The organism is uncultured Reyranella sp. (genome assembly GCF_945957355.1).
In the GTDB taxonomy this organism is placed as follows: Bacteria; Pseudomonadota; Alphaproteobacteria; order Reyranellales; family Reyranellaceae; genus Reyranella.
The window spans coordinates 170,251-185,696 of record NZ_CAMFKM010000013.1 but is presented as its reverse complement, the minus strand read 5'-3'; the positions used below and the strand labels follow the sequence as shown (position 1 = coordinate 185,696).

The 15,446-nt window shown below is 67.3% G+C and carries 16 protein-coding genes; 6 read left to right on the top strand and 10 right to left on the bottom strand.

Translation table 11 applies throughout. From position 1 onward, the window contains the following. The 3 genes from Q0Q48_RS20925 to Q0Q48_RS20915 form a co-directional block, all read right to left on the bottom strand. Positions 1 to 1,456, bottom strand: a 1,456-nt coding sequence (locus Q0Q48_RS20925; protein ID WP_295142050.1) for a phosphoenolpyruvate-utilizing N-terminal domain-containing protein, incomplete at its 3' end; no start/stop codon positions are given. A gap of 35 nt (positions 1,457 to 1,491) precedes the next feature. Beyond that, positions 1,492 to 1,626, bottom strand: coding sequence for a hypothetical protein (locus Q0Q48_RS20920; protein WP_295142047.1), 135 nt, complete (start codon positions 1,624 to 1,626; stop codon positions 1,492 to 1,494). Positions 1,627 to 1,714: 88 nt separating this feature from the next. Continuing rightward, on the bottom strand, positions 1,715 to 2,962 hold the full coding sequence (locus Q0Q48_RS20915; RefSeq protein ID WP_295142044.1) for an aspartate kinase: 1,248 nt from the start codon (positions 2,960 to 2,962) through the stop codon (positions 1,715 to 1,717). 78 nt (positions 2,963 to 3,040) lie between these two features. Between Q0Q48_RS20915 and ubiG the strand changes: the two genes are divergently transcribed. Next, complete coding sequence (gene ubiG, locus Q0Q48_RS20910) at positions 3,041 to 3,805, top strand: bifunctional 2-polyprenyl-6-hydroxyphenol methylase/3-demethylubiquinol 3-O-methyltransferase UbiG (protein WP_295142040.1); 765 nt, start codon at positions 3,041 to 3,043, stop codon at positions 3,803 to 3,805. Between the two features lie 15 nt (positions 3,806 to 3,820). Here the strand turns inward: ubiG and Q0Q48_RS20905 are convergent, their stop codons facing one another. Continuing rightward, positions 3,821 to 4,306 (bottom strand): DUF1178 family protein, encoded by a 486-nt coding sequence (locus Q0Q48_RS20905; RefSeq protein WP_295142037.1) that lies wholly within the window; start codon positions 4,304 to 4,306, stop codon positions 3,821 to 3,823. Between the two features lie 89 nt (positions 4,307 to 4,395). Between Q0Q48_RS20905 and Q0Q48_RS20900 the strand changes: the two genes are divergently transcribed. Next, on the top strand, positions 4,396 to 5,262 hold the full coding sequence (locus Q0Q48_RS20900) for a DMT family transporter (RefSeq protein WP_295142034.1): 867 nt from the start codon (positions 4,396 to 4,398) through the stop codon (positions 5,260 to 5,262). Further along, a complete protein-coding gene (locus Q0Q48_RS20895) occupies positions 5,259 to 5,756 on the top strand; it encodes a class I SAM-dependent methyltransferase (RefSeq protein ID WP_295142031.1) in 498 nt (165 codons plus the stop codon). The genes Q0Q48_RS20900 and Q0Q48_RS20895 overlap by 4 nt, the downstream gene beginning before the upstream one ends. Positions 5,757 to 5,834: 78 nt before the next feature. Here the strand turns inward: Q0Q48_RS20895 and Q0Q48_RS20890 are convergent, their stop codons facing one another. From Q0Q48_RS20890 to Q0Q48_RS20880, 3 genes are read right to left on the bottom strand one after another with little or no spacing between them, the layout of a single operon-like run. Next, positions 5,835 to 6,701, bottom strand: a complete 867-nt coding sequence (locus tag Q0Q48_RS20890) for a carbon-nitrogen hydrolase family protein (RefSeq protein WP_295142028.1) — start codon at positions 6,699 to 6,701, stop codon at positions 5,835 to 5,837. 12 nt (positions 6,702 to 6,713) lie between these two features. Continuing rightward, a complete protein-coding gene (gene grxC / locus Q0Q48_RS20885) occupies positions 6,714 to 6,974 on the bottom strand; it encodes a glutaredoxin 3 (protein ID WP_295142025.1) in 261 nt (86 codons plus the stop codon). 21 nt (positions 6,975 to 6,995) lie between these two features. Beyond that, positions 6,996 to 7,745 carry a ComF family protein gene (locus Q0Q48_RS20880; protein WP_295142023.1) on the bottom strand — a complete coding sequence of 250 codons (750 nt, stop codon included), beginning with the start codon at positions 7,743 to 7,745 and terminating at the stop codon, positions 6,996 to 6,998. A 96-nt stretch (positions 7,746 to 7,841) separates the two neighbouring features. On the opposite strand from Q0Q48_RS20880, the gene Q0Q48_RS20875 reads away from it, so the two are divergent. Further along, positions 7,842 to 8,756, top strand: a complete 915-nt coding sequence (locus tag Q0Q48_RS20875; protein WP_295142022.1) for a methyltransferase domain-containing protein — start codon at positions 7,842 to 7,844, stop codon at positions 8,754 to 8,756. A gap of 3 nt (positions 8,757 to 8,759) precedes the next feature. Beyond that, positions 8,760 to 9,578: a hypothetical protein gene (locus Q0Q48_RS20870; RefSeq protein ID WP_295142018.1), complete on the top strand. Its 819-nt coding sequence runs from the start codon at positions 8,760 to 8,762 to the stop codon at positions 9,576 to 9,578. On the opposite strand, the gene mutT is transcribed toward Q0Q48_RS20870, so the two are convergent. The 3 genes from mutT to Q0Q48_RS20855 form a co-directional block, all read right to left on the bottom strand. Beyond that, on the bottom strand, positions 9,575 to 10,024 hold the full coding sequence (gene mutT, locus Q0Q48_RS20865; RefSeq protein ID WP_295142014.1) for an 8-oxo-dGTP diphosphatase MutT: 450 nt from the start codon (positions 10,022 to 10,024) through the stop codon (positions 9,575 to 9,577). The genes Q0Q48_RS20870 and mutT overlap by 4 nt on opposite strands. Then, entirely contained in the window at positions 10,024 to 11,262 is a 1,239-nt protein-coding gene (gene argJ, locus Q0Q48_RS20860) for a bifunctional glutamate N-acetyltransferase/amino-acid acetyltransferase ArgJ (protein WP_295142010.1), read from the bottom strand. Before argJ ends, mutT begins: the two co-directional genes overlap by 1 nt. 99 nt (positions 11,263 to 11,361) lie before the next feature. Beyond that, on the bottom strand, positions 11,362 to 12,345 hold the full coding sequence (locus Q0Q48_RS20855) for a peptidylprolyl isomerase (RefSeq protein WP_295142007.1): 984 nt from the start codon (positions 12,343 to 12,345) through the stop codon (positions 11,362 to 11,364). A gap of 283 nt (positions 12,346 to 12,628) precedes the next feature. Between Q0Q48_RS20855 and secA the strand changes: the two genes are divergently transcribed. After that, entirely contained in the window at positions 12,629 to 15,394 is a 2,766-nt protein-coding gene (gene secA, locus Q0Q48_RS20850) for a preprotein translocase subunit SecA (protein WP_295142004.1), read from the top strand. Positions 15,395 to 15,446 lie beyond the last annotated feature (52 nt).

The window sequence follows — 15,446 nt, the reverse complement described above, 5'->3', positions numbered from 1 at the left end:
CATAGAGCCAGGCCTGTGCATCGACGTCGGGAAACTCCGAACGCACCATGAACGGAATCTCGGTCCGATAGAGGCCGATACCGTCGGCGCCCGTGTCGTCGAGATGCTGCATGTCGATCAGCAGGCCGGCATTCATGTTGAGCGAGATGCGCGCCTGGTCGCGCGTTGCCGACGGCAGGTCGCGCAGCGCCGCATACTTGCGTCGGCGCTCAGCCCGCGCATCGAGCGCGAGATGGACCGTCTGGAGGATATCCTCGGCCGGCCGCACCAGGACCTGCGCATTGTCGCCGTCGACCACGATGGGATCGCCGGCCTCGACACGAGCCAGCACGTTGGGCGCTCGCCCGACCACCGGAATGTCGAGTGCGCGGGCCACGATCGCCACGTGGCTGAGCGCCGAGCCTTCTTCCAGCACCAGACCGCGCAGGCGGTTGCGGTCGTAGTCGAGCAGTTCGGCCGGCCCCATGTCGCGGGCGACCACGATCATGTCGTCGGGCAAGGTGCTGGGATCGGTCGCGACCCGGCCGGTGAGCCGCAGCAGCAGCCGGTTGCTGAGATCCTGCAGGTCGCTCAACCGCTCGCGGATATAGGGATCGGTCGACTGGCCGAGGCGGTTGCGGACATCGTCGAAGGCACGCTGGACACCGGCCTCGGCGGTGAGACCGGAACCGATCGCCTCGCGCACCCGTTCGGCCCAGCCGCGATCATCGACGAACATGCGGAAGGTCTCGAGGATCTCGCGCTGCTCGCCCGACTGCATGTCGTGCGCCTCGAGCATGCGGTCGACATCCTCGCGGACGCCACGCAGCGCCTCGAGGAAGCGGACCTGTTCCTGCTCGACATCCTCCGCGACGACGCGCTGGATGACGATGCGGGGCTCGTGCAGCACGGCGCGGCCGATCGCGACGCCGGGCGTGAGCTGCACGCCGTCGACGCGCAGCGGCAGCAGCCCGATGCCATCGACCTGCTGGACCTCGTTGGGACTGACGACGTGACTGGCCGAGACCAGTTCCGCCAGCACCATGGCGATGGTCTGCAGCGTCTCGACCTCTTCCTCGTCGTACTGGCGGCGGGTGCGATTCTGCACGACCAGCACGCCCAGCACCCGGCCGGCGCGCACGATCGGCACGCCCGCCAGCGAGTGGTAGATTTCCTCACCGGTCTCGGGGCGGTAGGCGAACTGCGGATGATGCTGGGCATCGTCGAGCGCCAGCGGCCGTCCGTGGGCCGCGATGTCGCCCACCAGGCCCTCGCCGACCCGCAGTCGCGTGCTGTGGACGGCCGAGGGATTGAGACCCTGGGTTGCGAACAGTTCCAGAACTTCTCCGGCCCGCAGCAGGTAGATCGAGCAGACCTCGGCCACCATCTCGTTGGCGACGAGACGCACGACCTCGCCCAGCGTCACTTCGACGGACTCGGCACGCGCCATCGTGTCCCGGAGCCGCTTGAGGAGCATTCGCGGTCCGGCCAGAGGAGTTGATCTCTCCATGGTCAGACCGCGAGATGCTTGAGTCGGATGACGACGAAGCTGCGGTCGATGATACAGGCGCAAACTCGCCATGCCGCGGCCGCCGACCGGGCCGGTCGGGCGTTCAGGCAGGGCATATGGGCGAGTGCGGCGTCCATGGCCCGCTTATAGCAAGACCCGCGCCGGACTGCCTACCGGCTAATTTGCAGAGCCAGACTGGACTTCAGGGCTGTTTTTCCGGGCCGATCAGGCGGCATCCAGTTCATAGGCAGTGTGAAGTGCCCGCACGGCGAGCTCGGTGTATTCGGCCGCCACCAGCACGCTGATCTTGATCTCCGACGTCGAGATGACCTGGATGTTGATCCCCTTGGCGGCGAGCGTCTCGAACATCTTGAGCGCCACGCCGGCATGGGAGCGCATGCCGACACCGATCACCGAGACCTTGGACACGTTGAGGTCCGACTTCACCTCGGCGAACTTGAGTTCGGCCTTGGCGCGCTCGAGTTGCTGCACCGCACGGGCGAGGTCGGGCTTGGGGACCGTGAACGTCATGTCGGTCGAACTGCCGTCGACCGAGACGTTCTGGACGATCATGTCGACGTTGATGTTTGCCGCCGCGAGCGGGCCGAAGATCGCCGCTGCGACGCCGGGCCGGTCGGGCACCTGGGTCACGGTGATCTTCGCCTCGTCCTTGGCGAAGGCGATGCCACTCACGACGGACTTCTCGAGGCCCTGGGCCATGATCTCTTCCTCGTCCACAACCAGAGTTCCGGGCAGATCGCTGCCGAGTGCCTCGTCGAACGACGACAGCACCTGCACGCGCACATGATGGTTCATCGCCAGCTCGACGGAGCGCGTCTGCAGCACCTTCGAGCCGAGCGAGGCCATTTCGAGCATTTCCTCGTAGGTTACGCGATCGATCTTCTGCGCTTTCTCGACGATGCGCGGATCGGTCGTGTAGACGCCGTCGACGTCGGTGTAGATGTCGCAGCGATCGGCCTTGAGCGCCGCCGCCAGGGCCACCGCCGAGGTGTCGGAGCCGCCGCGGCCCAGGGTCGTGATGCGGCCTTCCGGCGAAACGCCCTGGAAGCCCGGCACCACGGGAACCTCGCCCGCCGCCATCGTCCTCGCCATCTCGACCGTGTCGATCTCGACAATGCGCGCCTTGGCGTAGGCGTCGTCGGTCTTGATCGGCAGCTGCCAACCGACCCAGGAACGCGACTTCACGCCTTCCTGCTGCAGCGCCATCGCCAGCAGGCCGATTGTGACCTGCTCGCCCGTCGCCACGACGACATCATATTCGCGCGGATCGTGCAGAGGTGAGATTTCGTTCACCCACTTCACGAGCTGGTTGGTCGTGCCCGACATGGCCGAAACCACGACCGCGACCTCGTTGCCGCGCAGGACCTCGGCTTTCACCTTGCGCGCGACGTTCTTGATTCGATCCGTGTCGCCGACCGAGGTACCACCAAATTTCAGAACGATGCGCGCCATGAGCTCACTCGAAGGGCAAGCCTCTGCCCGGAAAGCGGGCTATAGACACCGGCGGCGCCATATGGGTCAAGGGTAGCCATGGTCGAAACCGCGCATATCCCCACTGACGGAACGGTCGATCCCGTCGAGGTCGAACGCTTCTCCCGCATCGCTGACGAATGGTGGGATCCCACCGGCAAGTTCGCGCCCCTGCACCGGCTGAACCCGGTGCGGATCGGCTATATCCGCGACCGGGTCGCCGCCCACTGGCACCGGGACGCCCTGAATGGCGAGCCACTGAAGGGCCTGTCGCTGCTCGATATAGGCTGCGGCGGCGGGCTGCTCAGCGAGCCGATGTCCCGGCTCGGCGCGTCGGTCACCGGCGTCGACGCCTCGGCCCGCAACATCGCCACGGCTTCGGTCCACGCGGCGCGCCAGGACCTCGCCATCGATTATCGCGAGGGCACGGCCGAGGCGCTGGCCGAGAGCGGCGCGCAGTTCGACGTCGTGCTGGCGCTCGAGATCGTGGAACACGTGGCCGACGTCGATCTGTTCCTGCGATCCTGCGGCCGAATGGTGAAGCCCGGCGGCCTGCTCTTCCTGTCGACCCTCAACCGCACGGCAAAAGCCTGGGCTCTGGCCATCGCCGGCGCCGAATATGTGCTGGGCTGGCTGCCGCGCGGCACCCACGACTGGAAGAAATTCCTCAAACCCTCCGAGGTCGTGCGCGGCCTGCGCGCCGGCGGCATCGAGCCGCAGGAAATCGTGGGCGTCGTCTACGCTCCGCTCAGCCGCAAATGGTCGCTGAACAGGAGCGACCTCGACGTGAACTACATGTTGTACGGGGTCGCCGGGCCGAAATAGCGGCCCGACGGCGGATCAGTTGCCGCGCGGGATCCAGGGAAGGCGGCCGAACTCGATGCCTTCCTCGGCCAGGGCCTCGGCTTCCTCGTCGCTCGTCTCGCCGTAGATTCCGCGCTTGTCGCTCTCGCCGTAGTGAATCTTGCGGGCCTCCTCGGCGAACTTGTCGCCGACATGCTCGCAGTTCTTCTCGACCTCGGCGCGGACCTTGAGCAGGGCCTCGCGTAGTTCCTTGGGCATCTGCCTGGCGAGTGCCGCCATCTGCTGCTGCTCGGCCGACGGCGTGGCCGTCGCCTCGGCCGGCGCCTCGACGGCGGCCGGCAGCGCGGCGTCCTTGCCCTTCTTGCCGATGCGGGGCGCCATCAGGGCGCGCTCGACCTTCGCCGTGCCGCACACCGCACAGCCGATCAGCGACTTCTTCTCCTGGCGCTCATAGGTCTTGCTGTCCTTGAACCAGCTGTCGAACTCGTGGCCTTTGGCGCAGCGCAAGCGATACAAAATCATGACAGCCGGAAAAATGGTGGCTTGCCGGGCCGGACGCAAGAGCCGATTGTCGCGCCCCGTCACCCGAAAGCCGCCCGCAGAAGCAGCCGATGACCCACCAGCCCTCCCTCGTGAAAGCCGCCTTCTGGATGGCCGGCTGGCTGACGGCGATGCTCGTCATGGCAATTGCCGGCCGCGAGACGACGCGCGAACTCGACGTCTTCCAGATCATGGAAATGCGGTCGGTCATCGGCCTGCTCATGCTCTATCCGCTGATCCACCTCGCCGGCGGCTTCGGCACGCTGAAGACCGCGCGCCCGTGGCAGCAAGTCGGCCGCAACATCGCCCATTACGGCGCGCAGTTCGCCTGGTTCAAGGCGCTGACCCTGATCCCGCTCGCCCAGGTCATCTCGATCGAGTTCACCATGCCGATCTGGACCGCGATCCTGGCCGTGGCCTTCCTTGGCGAGCGCATGGGACTGTGGAAGAACCTCGCCGTGGCGCTGGGGGTGGTCGGCGTCGTCATCATCGTGCGGCCAGGGACCAGCGAGATCGTGCCAGGGCAGATCATCGCGCTGGCCGCCGCCGTCGGCTTCGCCATCTCCGTGACCATGGTGAAGTCGCTCACCCGAACCGACAGCGTCGTCACCATCCTGTTCTGGATGCTGTTCATCCAGTCGGTCATCGGCCTGGTGCCGGCACTCGAGGTGTGGCGCTGGCCCTCGGCCTATGTCTGGGGATGGATCCTCATCATCGCCTTCTGCGGCACCTTCTCCCACTACTGCCTGACGCGCGCGATGTTGCACGCCGACGCCACCATCGTTGTGCCGATGGATTTCCTGCGCGTGCCGCTGGCGGCCCTGGCCGGCTGGCTGCTCTACAATGAGCGCCTCGACATGATGACCATCCTGGGCGCCGCGCTGATCCTGTCGGGCAACCTCCTGAACCTCAAGGGCGCCGGAGCGCGGAAGACATGACACCCTCGTCCTGGGTCACTGCCTGGGCGGGCCTCGTCCCGCCCGGCGCCACCGTCCTCGACCTCGCGGCGGGCAACGGCCGCCACACCGCCTTCTTCGCTGGCCGCGGCCACCGCGTGACCGCGGTCGATCGCGACGTAAGCGGCCTGTCTCCATCGGACGCGGTAGAAGTCATCCAGGCCGATCTCGAGGACGGCTCGCCCTGGCCGCTGGCCGGCCGCCGCTTCGGCGCGATCGTGGTCACCAACTACCTGCACCGGCCGCTCTTCCCGGTGCTGTTCGACACGCTGCTGCCAGGCGGCATCCTGCTCTACGAGACCTTCATGGAAGGCAACGAGCGCTTCGGCAAACCCAGCCGGCCGGACTTCCTGCTGAAGGACGGCGAGCTGCTGGAACGGGTGCGCGGGCTCTTCTCGGTGACGGCCTACGAAGCGCGGATGATCAGCCAACCGAAGATGGCGATGGTGCAGAGGATCGCGGCCCGCCTCCTCTAGCGCGCGGGATCTCGCGTCCGCGACGGAGTCGTTGGATCGCCAGATCAGGTCCTTCGCTTCGCCGAGGGCGACAGAGCGTTACTCCGCCGCCTTCGCGATCGCCGCCTTGTGAAGCACCGGCGCCGCATACTTTCGGTCGTGGGTCAGCGACGGGACCATCTTCCGCGCCTCCTCGATCTTGCCCATGTCGATGTCGGCGATCACGACGCCCGCCTTCTCCCCGCCGGCATCGGCCAGCACCTCGCCCCACGGGGCGACGGCGATCGAGTGGCCGTAGGTCTTGCGGTTGGAGCCCTTGTGCGTGCCGACCTGGGCCGGCGCGAAGACGAAGCAGCCGGTCTCGATGGCGCGGGCGCGCATCAGCGTGTGCCAGTGCGCCTGGCCGGTCGGCACGGTGAACGAGGACGGGATCGACAGCATCGTGGCGCCGGCATGCGCCAGCTCGCGATAGAGATAGGGGAAACGCAGGTCGTAGCAGATCGTCATGCCGAGGATGCCCCACGGCGTCTCGGCCAGCACCGCCTTCTCGCCCGGCCTGAAGGTCGAGGACTCGCGATAGCTTTCGCCGCCGGCGAGCTGGACGTCGAACATGTGGATCTTGTCGTAGCTCGCCACGATGCCGCCCGACGAATCGATCAGGTAGGAGCGGTTGCGGATCTGCTCCTCACCCGGCACGCGCACATGGATCGAGCCCAGCAGGAACCACGCACCGGTGTCACGCGCCGCGGCGCGGCAGGCCGCGAGCATCGCGTGCTCTTCCTCGGTCTGCGCCTTGGCCAGCGTCTCGGTGCGGTTGGCGCCGATCAGGCCGGTATTCTCCGGCGTCATGATGAAGTCGGCGCCGGCGTCGCGCGCGAGCTTCGCCTGCTCGCGCAGGGAGGCCACGTTCTCGGCCATCTCATTGCTGACGTTGGTCTGGATCAGGCCGGCCTTGAACGCGGTCATGATGGAGGTCCTTCAGCCCGGCTGCGCGAGCAGCGCGTCGAGCTTGCCCGCCCGTTCGAGGGCGGCGAGATCGTCGGAGCCGCCGACATGCTGCCCGTTGATGAAGATCTGCGGCACCGTCGTGCGATTGGCGCGCGCGCGCATCTCGGTGCGCTTCTTGTCGTCCATCATCACGTCGGTCTCTTCGTACTCGGCGCCCTTGCTGTCGAGCAGGCTCTTGGCCCGCGCGCAGTAGCCGCAGAACGGCGTGGTGTAGATTTCGATCTTGGCCATGGGTGAACCTCTTCGTCGAAACTATAACGCTGGCCGGACGACCCGCGCCAGTGTCAGGACATCAACCCGCCGAGCCCCGGCGCGTTGCAGAATCCGGGCGCAGGCCTCGACCGTCGCCCCGGTCGTGAGCACGTCGTCGACCAGCAGGACAGCCTTGCCGGCCACCTGCGGCCGCCACTTCGGATGGATGTCGAAGGCCTCGCGCACATTGCGCCGCCGCTCCTTCGCCTTCAGCCCGGCCTGCGACCCCGTCCAACGGGGTCGCCGCAGCAGATCGGGCGCCAGGCGCACGTCACGGCGCGCCGTCGTCCGCACGACGATGCGCGCCAGAAGCTGCGCCTGGTTATAGCGGCGCATCAACAGCCGCCGCCAATGAAGCGGCACCGGTGCCACGAGGTCGGTCGATGCGAGGAGATCGGCACCCGCCCGCGCCATCCAGCCGCCGCAGGCCCGGGCGATGTCGGTGCGGTCACCGTGCTTGAATGGCAGGACGAGCCGGCGGCTCTGATCGTCGTAAACCAGGGCGGCGCGAGCGCGATGGTAGCGCGGGCGACGGATCAGGCAGCCGGCGCAGAGCGCCTCGGGCCCCAGATCCTCCGCGAAAGGCGTACCGCAGCAGGCGCAGTGCGGGGCAGAGATGAAGGAGAAGCCCTGCCAGCAGCTCGCGCACAGCGCGCCCGGCGCGCTCACGATCTCGTTGCAGCCGAGACAGAGCGGCGGCAACACGGCGTCCAGCACTGCCCGACCGAGCCCCGCGACGGCTCCGCTCACGCTCTCCGGCAACATGCGTCGGATTGGGGCGGGCAAATGCGCCCACAGGATGGCGTTCCCCTACCCGCCGCCGCCCTTTTTCCCTACATACCCACTGTGACGAGCCTCGATCCCCTGCTGGTGTTCGACCGCACCACCCTGCGCCGGCGCCGCGAGCGCGCCGCGCGCAAGTGGGATCATCATGATTTCCTGAAGCGCGAGATCGCCGAGCGCCTGGTCGACCGCCTGACCGATGTGCGCCGGACCTTTCCCCTGGCGCTCGATCTCGGCAGCCACGGCGACGAGGTCGCGACGGCCCTGGGCGAACGTCCGATCGTCGGCAATCTGGTGCGCGCCGATCTCGGAAACGGCTTCGCGGCGCGGGCGCGCGGCCCGGCCATCGTCGCCGACGAGGAGTTCCTGCCCTTCGCGACCGGATGCTTCGACCTGGTGCTGAGTGCCATGGATCTCCATTGGGTGAACGACCTGCCCGGCGCCCTGATCCAGATCGCGCGCATCCTGAAGCCCGATGGCCTGTTCCTCGGCGCCCTGCTGGGCGGCGCCACCCTGTGGCAGCTTCGCCAGGCGCTGGCGGCCGCCGAGAGCGAGGTCGACGGGGGCTTGAGCCCGCGCGTTTCGCCCTTCGCCGACCTGCGCGATGCGGCGGGCCTGTTGCAGCGGGCGGGCTTCGCCCTGCCGGTGGCCGACAGCGAGACGATCGAGGTCGAATATGAAAGCGCGCTCGCGCTGATGCGCGACCTGAGCGCCATGGGCGAGAGCAATCTCGTGGTCGGCCGGCGCCGCGGCATGACCGGGCGCGCCATGCTGCTGCGCGCCGCCGAACTCTACGGCGAACGGTTCGCGCAGCCGGGCGGCAGGGTCACCGCAAGCTTCGAGGTCCTGTTCCTGCACGGCTGGGCGCCGCATGCGTCGCAGCCCAAGGCGCTCAAGCCCGGCAGCGCTGCGCAGCGGCTGGCCGACGCGCTGGGAACCCTCGAAATCAGTGCCGGCGAAAAAGTGGAGCGGAGCTAGATCGTGCCTGCGGTGAAACTCTCGTTCGGCGGCCTGGTGGCGCAAAGCTTCGCCTTTGTCTTCGCCAATCTCCGCCTGTTCTTCCATCTCGTCACCATTCCGTGGATCGCCTCGCTCGTGATCCGGCTGGTCGGATCGACGATGAACCGCGACTCGCTGATGCCCATGCTGATCGAGAAGGCCGTCGACATGATCCCGACGGTGATGTTCATGGTGGCGTGGCAGCGCGTCGTGCTGCTCGGACCCAATCGCGTCGACCGATTGCCCGGCCTCGGCTGGTCGCCGCGCGAGATGGCCTTCCTCGGTCACCTGATCAAGATCGGCGGCTTCACCTTCGTGCTGCTCGCCGGTTTCGTGCTGACCCTGGGCTCGATCGATCCGGAGACGCTGGCGGCCGGCGCCGCCGTCGATCCCGAAGTCGCGCGCCGGCAGGCACTTGCCGCACCGATCGGCGCCGGCTTCACCGTGTCGGTCATCCTGGCGTTGCGCGTCAGCTACGGCCTCGCCGCGACGTCGGTCGACGTGCCCTTCTCGCCGCGCCTGTCGTGGGCGCACAGCCGCGGCAATGCCTGGACGATCATCGGCGTGATGTTCCTGGTGTTCTTCTCGAGCGCACTCGCCACCACCATGGCGACCCTGGTCGTGCTCGGCCTGGCGCGGGGCGTGCTGGGGGCCGGCGAATCGGCGGCCGTCATCACCTGGACGGCGGCGATCCTCGTCTCCTATGCCGGCACCGCGGTCGCCGCGACCGCGCAGGCGCTGATCTTCCGCGACCTGCTCGGCTGGCGCGACGGCACGGCGCTGCGGGCGGTGTCGAGCTAAAGCAGGTCCCGCAGCAGGCCGACCAGCGGCAGGTCGGCCGGCGGCATCGGATATTTCGTGAGTTCCATCGGCGCCACCCATTTAAGGGTCTGGCCCTCGCGCGCCTGCGGCGTGCCGTTCCATTTGCGGCAGGCGAAGACCGGCATCAGCAGGTGGAACTTCTCGTAGCCGTGGCTGGCAAAGGCGATCGGGGCCAGGCAACTCGTCGCCGTCTCGATCCCCAGCTCTTCATGCAGTTCGCGGACCAGCGCCTGCTCCGGGGTTTCGCCGGGCTCGACCTTGCCGCCGGGAAACTCCCAGAGACCGGCCATCGACTTGCCGGCCGGACGCTGGGCGATCAGGACGCGGCTGTCGACATCGACCAGTGCCACGGCCGCCACCAGCACGAGTGGACGCTCGCCGAGCGGCGGCGGGCCGCCCGGACACTCGTCGTCGAAGCCGCCCATCAGGAACGGTAGCTGCCGTTGATGTCGATGTAGCCGTGCGTGAGATCGCAGGTCCAGACGGTGGCGCGGCCGCGGCCGATGCCGAGATCGATGTCGATCACCACGTCGGAGCCCTTGATGTGCTGGGCGACCGGCGCCTCGTCGTAATTCGGCACGACCTGGCCCTGGTCGGTGATGCGCACGCCGCCGATCGAGATGCGCAGCTTGTCACGGTCCGCGCGCTCGCCCGACTTGCCGACCGCCATGACGATGCGGCCCCAGTTGGCGTCTTCACCAGCGATCGCCGTCTTGACCAGCGGCGAGTTGGCGACCGCCAGGCCGATCTTGCGCGCGGCGCCGTTCGACGAAGCGCCGCCGACGTTGATGGTCACGAACTTGGTGGCGCCCTCGCCGTCACGCGCCAGCAGCTGCGCCAGCTCGACCATCACCTCGTCGAGGGCGCGCTTGAAGTCGACCAGAACCGGATCGTCGGCCTCCTCGATCGGCGCATGGCGTGCCGCCCCGGTGGCGACCAGCAGGAACGTATCGCTGGTCGAGGTGTCGCCATCGACGGTGACGCAGTTCAGCGACTTGTCGGCAGCGTCGGACAACAGCTTCTGCAGCACCGGGCCGGGAATCTTGGCGTCGGTGAAGGCGAAGCCCAGCATCGTCGCCATGTCCGGCGCGATCATGCCCGAGCCCTTCAGGAAGGCGTTCACCGTCACCGTGCGCTCGCCGATCTTGGCCTGGCGCGTGGCCAGCTTGGGAAAGGTATCGGTGGTCATGATGGCGGCCGCGGCGGCCGGCCAGGCATCTTCCTTGCCCGACTTGATGAGGGTCGGCACGACGGCGGCGATCTTCTCCCACTCGAGCGGCTGGCCGATCACGCCGGTCGAGGCCATGAAGACCTCGTTGCGCGGGCAGCCGAGCGCCTGGGCGATGGCCCGGGTCGATTCCTCGACCGCCTTGTCCCCCAGCTTGCCCGTGAAGGCGTTGGCGTTGCCGGCATTCACCACGATGGCGCGGACCTTGCCGCGGGCCAGGTTCTTGCGGCACCAGTCGACGGGCGCCGAGCAGGTCTTGGATTTGGTCAGGACGCCCGCGATGGTTGCCCCGGCCGGCACGACCGCCAGAAGGACGTCATCGCGGTCCATGTATCGCACGCCGGAACGCGCGACACCGAGCTTCACGCCCGCAATGCGGGGCAGCGTCGGAATCGACTTGGGTGCGAGCGGCGATACGGCGTGCTTGGCGGACATGGTTCTCCCCTCAGGCACGGCCGCAGATACGCGGCCGGCCAGCGGCGGAGACTACACCAGAAACGCCCCAAAAGGTGAGTTCTACTTGAAGCGCGACCGTTACTTCGGCGGCTGCGCCGGGGCAGCGGGCTTGGCCGGGGTCGCGGCGGGTGCCGCAGGGGTTGCCGGCGCCGCCGGGGCGGCCTCGACCTTGGTCCCGTCCATGTTGAACTTTTCGATCTTCGAGCCGGCGCGGATCTTGTCGAGCTGGGCCGTCACCGCCTCGCGCGCCAGTTCCTCGCGGATCTGGTCGGAAAGCTCCTCGAGCGCCGGCGGCGGCGCGGTGCGGCGATCGTCGATCTTGATGATGTGATAGCCGAACTGCGTCTTGGTCGGCGTCTCCGAGGTCTCGCCCTTCTTGAGGTTGAAGGCGGCGTCGGCGAATTCCTTCACCATGTCGGACTTCTTGAACCAGCCGAGATCGCCGCCCTCGGCGCCGGACGCCTTGTCGGTCGACTTCTCCTTGGCGATCTTGTCGAAGGGCGTGCCCTTCTTCAGCTCGGCAATGATGGCCTTCGCCTCGTCCTCGGTGGCGACCAGGATGTGGCGTGCATGCACCTCGTCTTCCGGCGGCATCGACTTCAGGCGTTCCTGATACTTCGCCTGGATCTTCTCCAGGGTGACGAGGCGGGAGATCTCGCGCTGGATCCAGAAATCCTGCAGCACCTGTTCCTCGACGAAGGCCATGCGCTTCTTGAAGGCCGGGTCCTCGTTGGTCTTGCTCTTCTTGCCTTCCTGGACGACCAGCTTGCTGTCGATGATGCGCTCGAGCAGCGCCGGGAACACCGCCTGCAGCGGCATGGAGCGGTACTGCTGCGGCAGCGACTGCTGGGCGATCTCGAGCTCGGACAGGCGGATCTGCTGGCCGTTCACGATGGCGACGACCGGATCCTTGATCGGGGCCGGGGCGGCGGCGGCCGGCGGCTTGGCGGCCGGAGCCGCCGGTGGCTTGGCCGGGGGCGTCTGGGCCAGGACCGGACCCGCGATGAGCGCGACCGCGCCACTCAGGAGGGCTAGGCGCAGGGAACGCAGGTCATGACTCATGGCGGACTCCAGCAGATTCATTCGTTTCGAAAGGCGCAAACCGTTTACACAGGGCCGATTGGACCAAGCAAGCGCCGCCTCCCCGATGGGAGGCGTGATGACGTTCAATTGCGGCACTTTTTCGTGAGTCTCGCGTCCATGACGGGGCGATGACGCTTTTGACTCGCGCTCGGGCGCGGCTGCGCTGGTGCGCTGCGTTGACACTCCTCGGGCCGCTCTCTATCTCTCACAGGGAGGGCGGGCCGCTGTGCCCGCCTAAGTCATTAGAATATCGAGGTTTTCCATGCTTGGCGCGCTTGCCCGGACGCTCTTCGGGACGGCCAACGACCGGATCGTCAAAGGCTTCGACAAGCCCGTGGCGAAGATCAACGCGCTTGAGCCGGAGATGGTCAAGCTTTCCGACGAGCAGCTGAAAGGCAAGACCGTCGAGTTCCGCGAACGCCTGGCCAAGGGCGAAACGCTCGACGATCTGCTGCCGGAGGCCTTTGCCACGGTGCGCGAGGCGGCCAAGCGGACCCTGGGCCAGCGCCACTTCGACGTCCAGCTCAAGGGCGGCATGGTCCTGCACCAGGGCAAGATCGCCGAAATGAAGACCGGCGAAGGCAAGACGCTGGTCGCCACGCTCGCCGTCTACCTCAATGCCCTGCCGGGCAAGGGCGTGCACGTCGTCACCGTGAACGACTATCTCGCCCGCCGCGACGCCGAATGGATGGGCCGGGTCTACAAGTTCCTCGGCCTCACCGTCGGCATCATCGTGCACGAGCTCGACGACGAGCAGCGCAAGGCGGCCTACGCCTGCGACATCACCTACGGCACGAACAACGAGATCGGCTTCGACTACCTGCGCGACAACATGAAGTACCGCCAGGACGCGATGGTCCAGCGGCCCTTCAACCATGCCATCGTCGACGAGGTCGACTCGATCCTGATCGACGAGGCGCGCACGCCGCTCATCATCTCCGGCCCGGCCGAGGATTCCTCCGAGCTCTACCGCCGCGCCGACACGGTGATCCCCCAGCTGAAGCCCGAGCATTACGAGAAGGACGAGAAGAACCGCACGGTCGTCCTGACCGACGCCGGCATCGAGGCGATCGAGGACATCCTGCGCGCCGACGGGCTGCTGGCCGAGGGCATCAGCCTCTATGCGCCGACCATGGTGTCGGTGCTGCACCACATCACCCAGGCGCTGCGCGCCCACAAGCTGTTCTCGCGCGACGTCGACTACATCGTGAAGGACGGCCAGGTCGTCATCATCGACGAATTCACCGGCCGCATGATGCAGGGCCGCCGCTATTCCGAGGGCCTGCACCAGGCGCTCGAAGCCAAGGAGCATGTCGAGATCCAGCGCGAGAACCAAACGCTGGCCTCGATCACCTTCCAGAACCTTTTCCGCATGTACCCGAAGCTCTCGGGCATGACCGGCACGGCGCTGACCGAGGCCGCCGAGTTCTCCGAGATCTACAAGCTCGAGGTGGTCGAGATCCCGACCAACGTGCCGGTCGCCCGCAAGGATGCCGACGACGAGATCTACCGGACCCTGGGCGACAAGACGCGTGCCATCGTCAAGCTGATCGGCGAATGCCGCGCGCGCCAGCAGCCGATGCTGGTCGGCACAGTGTCGATCGAGAAATCCGAGGAGCTGTCGGAAGCGCTGAAGAAGGCGGGTATCCCGCACAACGTGCTGAATGCCCGCTTCCACGACCAGGAAGCCCAGATCGTGGCGCAGGCGGGCCGGCCGGGCGCCGTCACCATCGCCACCAACATGGCCGGTCGCGGCACCGACATCCAGCTCGGCGGCAATGTCGAGATGCTGGTGCAGCAGAGCATCCCGGAAATCGTCGCGAAGTTCCCGGACGAGGCGGCGCGAAATGCAGAGATCGCGCGGGTCGAGGCAGAGATCCGCGCCGGCGTCGAGCGCGACCGCGCGATCGTGCGCGAAGCGGGTGGCCTGTTCGTCGTCGGCACCGAGCGCCATGAGTCTCGCCGCATCGACAACCAGCTGCGTGGCCGTTCGGGCCGCCAGGGCGATCCCGGCGCGTCGAAGTTCTTCCTGTCGCTGGAAGACGACCTGATGCGCATCTTCGGCAACAACAAGGTGCTCGACTGGGTCCAGAAGAAGGGCATGGCCGACGACGAGGCGCTGACCCATCGCTGGCTCAACAAGGCGCTGGAGACGGCGCAGGGCAAGGTCGAGGCGCGCAACTTCGAGATCCGCAAGAACCTGCTGCGCTTCGACGACGTGATGAACGCCCAGCGCCAGGAGATCTACAAGGAACGCATCGAGCTGATGGGTACCGACGACGTGTCCGACACGGTCGCCGGGATGCGCCGCGACGTGGTCGACGCACTCATCAAGCGGACCATTCCCGAGGGCGTCTACGCCGAGCAGTGGAAGGTCGGGGAACTCAAGGACGAAGTGCAGCGCATCTTCGGCCTCGACCTGCCGGTCGACGAGTGGGCCAAGGAAGAAGGCATCGCCGACGAGGAGATCAAGGTCCGCCTGAACGACGCGGTCGAGCAGGTATTCGCGCAGAAGGCCGCGCAATACGGGGCCGACGTCTGGCGCCAGGTCGAGAAGAGCGTGCTGATGCAGCTCTTCGACCAGAGCTGGAAGGACCATCTGCTGCATCTCGACCATCTGCGCCAGGGCATCGGCCTGCGCGCCTATGGCCAGAAGGATCCGCTGAACGAATACAAGCGCGAGGCCTTCAACCTGTTCAGCGACCTGCTGACCAACCTGCGCGAGCAGGTCGTGACCTTGCTGGCGACGCTGCAGATCCGCATGGAGCCGCCGCCGATGCCCGAGATGCCGTCCAGCATGCACGAGGTGCATGAGGACCCGGCCCTCGCCGCCTCGATGAGCGACGACCCGGCCTACGATCCGGCCGACCCGGACGGCGGCGGCGTCGCGACGCTGCACCGCCCGCGCCCGGTCGCCAGGGGCGCGGTCGACCCCAACGATCCCTCGACCTGGGGCAAGGTCTCACGCAACGCCCTCTGCCCCTGCGGCTCGGGCAAGAAGTTCAAGCACTGCCACGGGCGGGTCTGACGCCTTACAGCGTCTCGTTCCCGCAGCGCCTCGACGGAACCTCCCCCCCACC